Origin of the sequence: Segatella sinensis, assembly GCF_040095255.1 — a bacterium.
GTDB classification, from domain to species: Bacteria; Bacteroidota; Bacteroidia; order Bacteroidales; family Bacteroidaceae; genus Prevotella; species Prevotella sinensis.
This window is the reverse complement of sequence record NZ_JBBNGE010000017.1, coordinates 52425-63464: the sequence shown is the minus strand read 5'-3', so window position 1 is coordinate 63464 and position 11040 is coordinate 52425. Positions and strand designations below refer to the sequence as shown.

The 11040-nt window shown below is 45.9% G+C and carries 6 protein-coding genes, 1 tRNA gene and 1 rRNA gene; all 8 read left to right on the top strand.

The window, feature by feature from the left end; all coding sequences use genetic code 11:
• Positions 1-203: 203 nt before the first annotated feature.
• The 8 genes from rrf to tamL all read left to right on the top strand — a co-directional run bounded on the left by rrf (position 204) and on the right by tamL (position 10949).
• Positions 204-316: ribosomal RNA gene (gene rrf, locus AAAT87_RS06785) — 5S ribosomal RNA — on the top strand.
• A 315-nt stretch (positions 317-631) separates the two neighbouring features.
• Complete coding sequence (locus AAAT87_RS06780; RefSeq protein ID WP_118311028.1) at positions 632-1072, top strand: lytic transglycosylase domain-containing protein; 441 nt, start codon at positions 632-634, stop codon at positions 1070-1072.
• Positions 1073-1334: 262 nt separating this feature from the next.
• A tRNA-Met gene (locus AAAT87_RS06775) sits at positions 1335-1410 on the top strand.
• A gap of 279 nt (positions 1411-1689) precedes the next feature.
• Complete coding sequence (locus tag AAAT87_RS06770; RefSeq protein WP_117663502.1) at positions 1690-2286, top strand: TetR/AcrR family transcriptional regulator; 597 nt, start codon at positions 1690-1692, stop codon at positions 2284-2286.
• Positions 2287-2331: 45 nt separating this feature from the next.
• Positions 2332-3090 carry a 3-oxoacyl-[acyl-carrier-protein] reductase gene (gene fabG / locus AAAT87_RS06765; RefSeq protein WP_119249530.1) on the top strand — a complete coding sequence of 253 codons (759 nt, stop codon included), beginning with the start codon at positions 2332-2334 and terminating at the stop codon, positions 3088-3090.
• A 27-nt stretch (positions 3091-3117) separates the two neighbouring features.
• A complete protein-coding gene (locus AAAT87_RS06760; protein ID WP_349226022.1) occupies positions 3118-3786 on the top strand; it encodes an RluA family pseudouridine synthase in 669 nt (222 codons plus the stop codon).
• 19 nt (positions 3787-3805) lie between these two features.
• Positions 3806-8539 (top strand): translocation/assembly module TamB domain-containing protein, encoded by a 4734-nt coding sequence (locus tag AAAT87_RS06755; RefSeq protein ID WP_349226021.1) that lies wholly within the window; start codon positions 3806-3808, stop codon positions 8537-8539.
• Positions 8540-8549: 10 nt separating this feature from the next.
• A complete protein-coding gene (gene tamL / locus AAAT87_RS06750) occupies positions 8550-10949 on the top strand; it encodes a translocation and assembly module lipoprotein TamL (RefSeq protein ID WP_296974349.1) in 2400 nt (799 codons plus the stop codon).
• The last annotated feature ends 91 nt before the right edge of the window (positions 10950-11040 follow it).

Sequence of the window (11040 nt, the reverse complement as noted above, 5' to 3'; positions counted from 1 at the left end):
ATGACGTTGATAGGATGCAGGTGTAAAGACAGCGATGTCAAAGCCGAGCATTACTAATTGCCCGAACACTTTCTTTAGGAAAGTTCATAGTTTCAGCTGTATACACGGGACTCTCGATGGAATCGAGAGGAACGGGGACGCTGACGGTGGTTCTTTACTATCAAATACAGTTTGCTTGTGTGCAAATACGTCATACCCCATTATCAGGTGGTTATTGCGGTGAGGTCCCACCTCTTCCCATTCCGAACAGAGAAGTTAAGCTCACTTGCGCCGATGGTACTGCAATGCAATGCGGGAGAGTAGGTAGCCGCCTTCTTTTATCAAAGCCTCAGATTTCGAAAGATTTCTGAGGCTTTTTTGTTTGATATACGTCAAGAATCTATGTTATAAAGTGTTTAAAATATTAAAAAAGCGCTGATAATCAGTCTATTACTTGCATATCTCGATTTTTTTTTGTAATTTTGCAAACGATAAGAATAAGGATAACATGTTTATGCGTTTTCGCATAGATTGATATCCGTTAAGGTATCTAACGGAACTGAGGTGAGCAGCCTATCTTTTTCTCACAAGTTGCCACCGCGAAATCACTGATGTTGTAGTTCAGCTTTTCAGGTTCCATAAAACAAAAAATATGAAGAGAATAACAATGGTATTAGTCAGCATCTTGATGCTGATGATGAAGGTAAGTACAGCGTCGGCTGATACGAATGTAAATGTATCCTCTACTGATGATTTCGATTGGACTCCAGTGATGGAAGCGATTATCCAGGTAGAGAGTGAGGGTAACCCCAAAGCAAAGAGTGGAAGTTCTGTTGGTGTTATGCAGATTACTCCTATCTTAGTGGCAGAGTGTAATGACATTTTAAAGAGACGCAAGAGCAAGAAGCGTTTCACTTTGGCTGATAGATTCAGCATTGCGAAGTCTAAGGAGATGTTCCTCCTGATTCAGTCTGTCCACAATCCTCTGAATAGCATCGAGCACGCAATTCGTGCTTGGAATGGTGGAAACCATTATAGTGTGAAGAGAACACAGCGCTATTTTGAGAAGGTCATGAATCTTTTGAAAAAGTAATTGATTTTTGATATGTCCGATCTATCCTTCCAGGATGGATCGGATTTTTGTTTGTTCTCTATAATCATTCTCTTTTTCCACTTTTATTCCAGTTTCTTCTTTTTATCATACTTTTTCTCTATTTTTATCTGCCAAATCGAACTTTTTTTGTCTCTAAATGTTAAAAACGTGTTAAAAAGATAACTTTTTGCTAGAAATGTTTGGTGGTTAACAAAAAAAGTAGTACCTTTGCACTCGCAATTCAGAAATGAGTTGATGATATCGCGGTGTGGAGCAGTTGGTAGCTCGCCAGGCTCATAACCTGGAGGTCGCATGTTCGAGTCCTGCCGCCGCAACCAAATATAGGAAGTGATTATCTAATCACTTCCTTTTTTGTTTTCTTCATATTGTGTTTATCACCTTTTCTCCTCCATTGTTCTTTTTCTCTTATCCCTCTTGATTATCTAGAATTTCTTTAGTTTTCTCATTGATTTCCCTTTCATTTTGCTTTATATTCATTTGAAATCCAACATATTCTATTTTTTAACACTAAATATTTGCGTATATCGAATAAAACCACTACTTTTGCACATAGATAAATTTATGTGCAACTAATAAAATAAAGGAAGGGCTTCGATATGTCAGTATCCAAAACAAGACAAAAACTGGTAGATGTTGCAAGACAACTGTTTGCCAAGAATGGTATAGCCAATACTACAATGAATGATATTGCTGTAGCATCTGGTAAGGGGCGTCGTACGCTTTATACCTATTTCAGTAGAAAGGAAGATGTCTATTATGCAGTCATCGAGTCGGAGTTGGAGCGTCTTTCTGATAAATTGGATGAGGTAGCCAACTGTAAGATGCGTCCTCAGGACAAGATCATAGAATTGATTTACACTCATCTCAGTATGATCAAGGAAACAGTGGTACGTAATGGCAATCTTCGTGCTGAGTTCTTCCGTAACATCTGGATGGTAGAGAAAGCTCGCAAGAACTTTGATGAGGATGAAATCGAAATCTTCCGTCGTGTCTATGCCGAGGGAAAGGAAGATGGGGAATTTGACATTGACAATATTGATTTAGTTGCTGATATTACCCACTATTGTATCAAGGGGCTGGAAGTACCTTTCATTTATGGAAGATTAGGCCATGGTATGAATGTGGAGTCAAGTAAACCGCTGGTTGCAAAGGTTGTTTATGGCGCCTTGGGTAAATCAGGCTTAAAACTTTAAATAAGATATTCATAATAAACTGATTATTAATTAAATAAGAAAGAAATGGGATTATTAACAGGTAAAACTGCCCTTGTAACAGGTGCAGCTCGCGGCATCGGTAAGGCTGTCGCTATGAAATTTGCTTCTGAGGGTGCTAACATCGCATTCACAGACCTCGTACTCAATGATGATATGGCAGCTGGCTTGGAGGCTACTCGCAAGGAGATTGAGGCTCTTGGTGTAACATGCCGCGCATATGCTGGTAATGCTGCTGACTTCGAGGAGACTGAGAAGACCGTTAAGCAGATTCACGCAGATTTCGGTTCTATCGATATTCTCGTTAACAACGCAGGTATCACTAAGGACGGTTTGATGCTTCGTATGACTGAGGCTCAGTGGGATGCAGTTTTGAACGTAAACTTGAAGTCTGCCTTCAACTTTATCCACGCTTGTTCTCCTATCATGCTCCGTCAGCGCAGCGGTTCTATCATCAACATGGCTTCTGTTGTTGGTGTTCATGGTAACGCTGGTCAGTGCAACTATGCTGCTTCTAAGGCTGGTATGATTGCTTTGGCTAAGTCTATTGCCCAGGAGTTGGGTCCTAAGGGTGTACGTGCTAACGCAGTAGCTCCTGGTTTCATCGAGACTGCTATGACTGCACAGTTGCCAGAGGAAATCCGTAAGGACTGGATGAAGAAGATTCCTTTGCGTCGTGGTGGTCAGACTGAGGATATTGCAAATGTTTGTCTCTTCCTCGCTTCTGATATGTCAAGCTACGTAAGCGGTCAGGTAATCCAGATCGATGGTGGTATGAATATGTAATCTATTGGCATCTGTTTTAGATAAAACATGCAGGTAGTTTACGAGGACAACCATATAATTATCGTCTCTAAGAGAAGTGGTGAAATCGTGCAGGGCGACAAGACCGGCGATGAGCCTCTCTCAGAGACGGTAAAACAATATATCAAGGAGAAGTACCAGAAACCAGGAAATGTATTCCTGGGAGTGGTGCATCGACTTGATCGTCCTGTCTCAGGACTCGTGGTATTTGCCAAAACCTCCAAGGCTTTGAGCCGTCTGAACAATATGTTCCGTGATGGCGAAGTTCACAAGACCTATTGGGCTATCGTGAAGAATATGCCACGTGAGACTGAGGCAACATTGACTCATTGGATAGTAAGAAACGAAAAGCAGAATAAAAGCTATGCTTACGACCATGAGGTGAAGAATTCGAAGAAGACGATATTGAAGTATAAGGTGATAGGGCATACTGATCATTACACCCTTTTGGAAGTGAACCTGATGACAGGTCGTCATCATCAGATCAGATGCCAGTTAGCTAAGATGGGGTGCCCGATCAAGGGCGACCTGAAATACGGTTCTCCTCGCAGCAATGCCGACGGAAGTATCTCTCTTCTTTCGCACAAGATAGAGTTTGTGCATCCAGTATCAAAAGAAACCATTGTAGTGGAAGCTCCTCTGCCAGATGATAATCTATGGAGAGCTATTGCTCCATAACAATTTAATATCCATGCTTATGAAGAAGTATGCGAAATGGGTGGGGATCGTTGTTATTACCCCATTCGTGCTCATATTATTGTTAGCAGTTTTGCTTTATTTGCCTCCAGTACAGAACTGGGCAGTAAAGCAAGTTGCTTCTTATGCTTCAGAATCGACAGGCATGGATATTTCCGTAGAGCATGTACAACTCGTTTTCCCTCTCAAGCTGGGAGTGGAAGGCGTGAAAGTACTGCAACCTGTCGATTCTTTGAAGAACAGCAGAAACCTTGCTTTAAGAAATAAAAAAGATACCGTAGCCGACATCCAGAAGATGGTGGTAGATGTGCAGTTGCTGCCACTTTTCAGCAATCAGGTGATGGTGGATGAACTGAACTTCACGAAGATGAAGGTGAACACCACCAACTTTATCCACGAAGCCCGAATCAAGGGAGATGTGGGCAGATTGCAGCTGATGGCGCATGGTATAGATCTGGGTAAGGAGCATGTGAATGTGAACGATGCCCTGATATCAGATGCCAGATTGTCTGTGGAATTGAGCGATACCGTTCCGCCAGATACGACTCCGAGCACCAATTACTGGAAGATTCACTTACAGAAACTGAAACTAAAGAATACCGATTTTACCCTACACATGCCTGGAGATACCCTTCAGGTGAATGCTTATTTCGGTGATGCGATCGCCCGCACCACCTACCTTGACCTGTTCAAAGGTCTGTATCAGGTCAAGCACTTGGACTGGAAGAACGGCAGGGTGAACTACGACCAGAATTTCGAACGCTCGGTATCCGGTCTGGACTTCAACCATCTTGCCTTCCACGATATGGCATTGAAGGCCGATTCCTTCTATTTCTGCGATTCCAGGATTGATGTAAAGATCAAGGAAGCAAGGATGAAGGAGAAGAGTGGACTGAAGATAGATCAGCTTAATGGCAGATTTGTGATGGATTCCGTGAAGTTGCAGTTGCCGGATCTCTATTTCCGTACTCCGGAATCTCATTTACAGGCTACTGTAGATATGGATATGAATGCCTTTGCCGAGAAGAATCCTGGCAAGGTAATGGCGCGTGTGAAAGGTGCCTTGGGGCGTTCTGATCTATTCCTCTTCATCGGTGATGCGTTGCCAAAACAGATGAAGAGCCGATGGCCTTACTATCCGATGAAGGTGGAAGGTTCGCTGAAGGGAAACATGCAGCGTGCCTCTTTCTCGGGAGTCAAGGTGAATCTGCCTACCGTTTTCGATTTAAGCACGGATGGCATGGTAGCTAATATGACAGATATGAATCGTCTGAAAGCGAATATCAATCTGAAGGCACGAACCTATAATCTCGGTATGGTAACAGCCATGCTCGATCCTGCCTTGACACAGGAAATCCGCATCCCTAGCGGCATCGGCATTCAGGGAAATGTGAAGATGGATGGAACGAAGTATGCCACCAGACTGGCTCTTACCGAAGGTAAGGGAAGCATGAAGGTGGATGCTACCATCGATGCCAAGACCCGTAGGGATGGCAGCATCGATATGAATCGCCTGGCTTATCAGGCAAAGTTGCAGGCACGGCAGATTCAGGTCCAGCATTTCCTGCCTCACCAGAATCTCTACACCTTTACGGGAGAGGTAGAGGCAAAGGGCGTGGGTACTGATTTTCTGTCGCCTCGAACCCGACTGATGGCGAAAGCCAAGGTTAACCAGGTACATTATGACAAGTATCAGTTGCATGACATGGTGGCTGATGCGCAGGTTGCCAACGGTAGAATTCATGCCAAGCTGGATAGTAGGAATGATCTGCTGAATGGTAACATCGCCGTGGATGCCCTGGCTAGTACCAAGAAGTTGCAGGCTACACTGGTAGCAGATGTGCGCCATGCCAGTATGTATCAGTTGAAGATTACCGATAAGCCAGTGGATGTTTCGCTATGTGGTCAAATCGATGTTCATTCCGATCTGAAGGATAGTCACAAGGTATGGGCTAACCTGGATGATATCACCGTAAGGACAGAAAAGAAAGTCTATCGCCCAGTAGGTGTGAAGGTAGATATCCTGACCGATAGAGATACCACCCATGCCATAGCAGAGTGTGGAGATTTCCGTCTGAACATGGATGCGCATGGAGGCTACGAGAAACTCCTGCACAGAGTTACCGGTTTGCAGAAGGAATTATGGAAGCAGCTCAAGAACCGTCGCATCGATCAGGTGATGATTCGCAACAGTTTCCCTAGCGGACATATCTACCTTTCTACAGGTAAGGATAACTTCATTTCCCGATTCATCGAATATATGGGTTACCATTTCAAGTCGGTGGAGATGGAGCTGAATGCTTCGCCTGTGGCGGGACTCGAAGGATATATGAACATCGACTCCCTGGTAGCGGGTGGCATGCAACTGGATACCATCCGTGCCTTGGTCCATACGCAGGGAGATACCATCCGCTATTCTGCCCGTGTTCAGAACAACCGTCATAATCCGCAGTATGTGTTCCGGGCTTTGGTAGATGGCGAGGTTCAGGAGCATGGTTCCAATATCAAGGCTCGCCTCTATGATGCATCCAATAAGTTGGGTGTGGATGTGGGACTCGCTGCCATGTTGCAGCCTAATGGTGTGAAAGTGTCTCTGATAGATACCCATCCGATATTGGGTTATAAGGAGTTCGTAGCCAATGATTCCAACTATGTGATGTTGAGTGATGACGGACGTGTATCTGCCGATCTGGTGCTGAAGGCAGCAGCGGGCAATATGGGTATGCGTGTCTATTCCAACGATAAGAACGAGGATGCCCTGCAGGATATCACCGTCAGCATGAGCAGGTTCAATCTGGACAAGGTGCTGAGTGTGATTCCGTATATGCCGGATATCACGGGTATCATGGATGGTGACTTCCACTTTATCCAGACCAAGGAAGAACTCTCTGTTTCTTCTAATCTGAAGATAGATAATATGACCTACGAGAAATGTCCGATGGGCAATGTGGGCTCGGAGTTTACTTATATGCCAAAGAGTGACGGTTCTCACTATGTAGATGCCATCCTTACCTATGAGGGTGATGAGGTGGCAACTGTTACGGGTACATACAAGTCGGAAGGTGCCGGCGATCTGGATGCAGAGGTAGGATTAGAGAAGCTTCCTTTGCACTTTATCAATGGTTTTGTACCTGATCAGCTCATCGGTTTGAAGGGATATGGCGAAGGTGCCCTGAAGATGAAGGGTGCCTTGAGTAATCTTGATATCGATGGTGAGGTATATCTCGATTCTGCTTATCTGGTAAGTGTGCCATACGGTATTTCCATGCGATTTGCCAACGATCCAGTGCGCATTACAGACAGTAATCTGCTCTTCGAGAACTTCATGATGTATGCCAACAACGAGAGTCCGCTCAATATCCAGGGTGCCCTCGACTTCACGGATGTGGAGAATATGAAGCTGAATATCCGGATGAGAGCGCAGGACTTCCTGCTGATTGATGCAGAGGAGAATGCCCGCTCAGAGGCATTCGGCAAGGCGTATGTCAACTTCTTCGGAAGCATGCAGGGCTCATTGTCTAATCTGAAGATGATGGGTAAGCTGGATGTACTGGGCAAGACCAATATGACCTATATCTTGCGTGAGTCGGAACTCACTACCGATAACCAGCTGGAGGAACTGGTGAAGTTTGCCAATTTCAAGAGTGGCAAGGAGGTTGTGGTTCAGAAGCCTACGCTGGATGGTTTCGATATGTTGCTGAGTATGTCAATCGATGAGTCGGCGCGTATTCTCTGTGCCTTGAATGCCGATAAGACCAATTATGTGGATCTGATGGGAGGAGGCAATTTGCAGATGCGGTACAATACGGCTGACGGTATCCGGCTGACGGGTCGATATACCCTGAATGATGGTGAGATGAAGTACTCTCTGCCTATCATTCCATTGAAGACCTTTGATATCCAGGATGGAAGCTATATCCAGTTTACGGGTGATCCGTTTAATCCTACCCTGAATATTACGGCAACGGAGGATATCAAGACTACCGTCAACGAGGGTGAGGGTAGTGGACGCTCGGTGGATTTCATCTGTGGTGTGAAGCTGAGTCAGACTCTGGAGAAACCGGGTATCCAGTTTATCATCTCGGCATCCAACGACCAGACCATCCAGGATGAGTTGAATTCGATGAGTGTAGAGGAGCGAGGCAAGATAGCCATCACGATGCTGGCTTCGGGTATGTATCTGGCGAGTGGAACCACCAGTTCGTTCTCGATGAATACCGCCCTGACTTCATTCCTCAACTCCGAGATCAATAACATTGCAGGTACAGCCATGCGAAGCATCGGACTCGATGTGGGTATGTCGGTGGATAACCAGACCAATGCCTCTGGCGGAACGCATACCGACTACAACTTCAAGTTCGCCAAGCGATTCTTCAATAATCGCCTGAGTTTCTCTGTGGGTGGACAGGTTTCAACCGGTGCAGAACTGGAGAATGCCAACAAGAATGAGTCTTTCTTCAACAATGTGGAGGTTCAGTATCGTCTCAACGAAGGAGCCAGCATGTATGTAAGAGCCTTTTATAATGCCAACACCTATGATTGGCTGGATGGTCAGATTGGGGAGTATGGCGGCGGTTTCACCTGGCGCAGAAAACTCTCCAAGTTCTCGGATATCTTCAGATGGAAGACTGAGAAGCAGCAGGTGCCTACAGACTCTCCGATGCTGCGGACCCGTAAGGATTCAGTGATGCTGCGGACCCGCAAGGATTCTGTTATTAGAAACAACGAAAAATAAGCTAGTGAATATGAAAAAGAAGAATCGACTTCACCTTATTATATATATAGCGGCAGCGGTGATGCTGTTCAGCTTCCTGTTTACAGGGTGCTCTTCTACGAGTGCCCTGAAGGAAGACGAGCAGCTGTTTACCGGTTTGAAGCCTATAGAATACTCCAACTACGAGGCGAATACCTATGCCGACTCGGTGAAGGAAGAGATGGAGTTTGCTCTTGCATCAGCCCCGACGGGAGCTTTTATGGGAAGCAGCTATTTCCGTACTCCGTTTCCTGTCCGCTTATGGATATGGAATGCCTTCTCTCCGTCGGATGATGCTCTTTCCAGATGGATTACCAAGGTGTTCGGTTCGAAACCTAAGCTGATGGAGAATGTGAATCCGAAGTTGAGAGCACAGGTGGCTGAGCATCAGCTCGACAAGTTGGGCTATTTCAATGGCAAGGTAGATTACGAAGTGCTCACCCAGAGCAATCCGAAGGAAGCCAAGGTGGCTTATAAGGTGAATATGGGACATTTGTGGAGATTGGATTCCGTGGCTTATCTCAATTTCCCGGAACATGGCAAGCAGCTCATCGATTCTACGATGTCGCAGGCCGTTATCAGAAAGGGAAGCCCATTCAATGTCTCCAATCTGGAGCAGGAGCGTCAGCGACTCACCCGTCTTTTCCGCAACCATGGCTATTACTTCTATCAAAATGGCTATGCTTCTTATCTTGCAGATACCGTGAATACGCCCGGCAAGGTGAACCTCCGTCTGTCGATGGTGGACAGCATTGAGCCGGAAGCAACCCGACAATGGTATATCGGCAATATCAACATCAACTTCAAGAAACAATTCATAGAGGAGATGACCGATAGCTTTGTGCGCCGCTATCTGAGTTTCAGATATGCAGGCAAGAAAATGCCGATTCGTGCCGGAGTAGTGCTCAGGGAGTTGAAGCTCCGACCACGAAAACTTTATATGGTGGATGATGAAAATACGGCAAAGGCAGGATTGCAGTCGATGGGACTCTTCAGTTATACCAACCTGCAGTTTGTGCCTAGGAGCACTCAGGTTTTGGACAGTCTGGGAAATGTGCAATATTGCGATACTCTGGATGCCAACATCGATCTGGTGTTCGACAAACCATACGATTTCTATGTAGAAGCCAACGCCAAGGGCAAGACTACCGGTAGGGTAGGTCCGGAGCTGGTGGTGGGTCTGACCAAGCGCAATGCCTTCCGGGGTGGAGAGAAGCTGGATATCAACTTCCATGGCTCTCATGAGTGGCAGACCATAACGGGGCAGGGGGGAAGTTCCAACAAGATCAATTCCTATGAGTTCGGATCGGATGTCACGCTGTCGTTCCCAAGCATCATCACTCCTTGGAATGCTTTCCGCACGATGGCACAGAATGAGCGCAGATTCCGCAGAGGTCATATCCCTCGCCGTTACTACGGTACGCCGAATACCACCATCAAGGCATCTATGAACATCCTGAACCGTGCCGGCTATTTCCGTCGTCATGTGGTTGGAGGAGAGCTGACTTATGATTGGGCAACTTCTTATCAGCATCGCCATTCGTTCAGTCCGCTGATTCTTTCGTATGAGTATATGAACTATACTTCTCCGAAGTTCGACAGCATCATGAATAACAATGTGTATGTGGCAACTTCGATGGCCGACCGTTTTATCCCGAAGATGAGCTATACCTACACCTATCGCAGTGCGCAGAAATACCGCAGTCCTATCGTGTGGTCAACTACGGTGAGCGAAGCCGGCAACATTCTGTCGCTGGGCTATCTCCTGGGCGGCAGAAAATGGAACGACAAGGATAAGACGATGTTCAAGAACGAGTATTCTCAGTTCTTCAAGCTGGAAACAGATTTCGTGAAGTATTGGAAGCTGAATGAAACATCCACCCTGGTGGGACATCTGAATGCCGGAATGATCTGGAGTTACGGCAATTCGAGTCAGGCACCTTACACGGAGATGTTCTATGTAGGTGGAGCCAACAGTATCCGTGCCTTCAGTGTGCGAGGTGTCGGACCAGGCGAGCAAGACTACAGTGCCCTGAGTAACAAGTATGCCAACATCCTTCGTACGGGAGATATCAAGTTCCAGGCGAATCTGGAATACCGTCCTAAGATCTGGGGCGATCTTTATGGTGCCCTGTTCCTGGATGCCGGTAATGTCTGGATGAAGGATGCCGATTTTTCCTCTTTCGAGGCCTTCAAGTTTGATAAGTTCTACAAGCAGCTGGCTGTAGGCACTGGAGTGGGTATCCGCTACGATATGGGAATGTTTGTGGTTCGAGTGGATTGGGGAATCGGTCTGCATCTGCCATACGATACTGGTAAGAGCGGATTCTACAACATTCCAAGCTTCAAGAAGAACCAGAGCTTGCATTTGGCTGTGGGCTATCCGTTCTAGCATCATTTGTCAGTGGGCTATCCGTTCTAGCCCCGGTTTTTGGGGGATGAAGCTCCATAAATCATTCAAATATTGATGTAAATCAAAAAAA

Coding starts and splice junctions, on each gene's coding strand:
- tamL (WP_296974349.1), top strand. CDS start 8,550: ATGAAAAAGAAGAATCGACTTCACCTTATTATATATATAGCGGCAGCG.
- AAAT87_RS06755 (WP_349226021.1), top strand. CDS start 3,806: ATGAAGAAGTATGCGAAATGGGTGGGGATCGTTGTTATTACCCCATTC.
- fabG (WP_119249530.1), top strand. CDS start 2,332: ATGGGATTATTAACAGGTAAAACTGCCCTTGTAACAGGTGCAGCTCGC.
- AAAT87_RS06760 (WP_349226022.1), top strand. CDS start 3,118: ATGCAGGTAGTTTACGAGGACAACCATATAATTATCGTCTCTAAGAGA.
- AAAT87_RS06770 (WP_117663502.1), top strand. CDS start 1,690: ATGTCAGTATCCAAAACAAGACAAAAACTGGTAGATGTTGCAAGACAA.
- AAAT87_RS06780 (WP_118311028.1), top strand. CDS start 632: ATGAAGAGAATAACAATGGTATTAGTCAGCATCTTGATGCTGATGATG.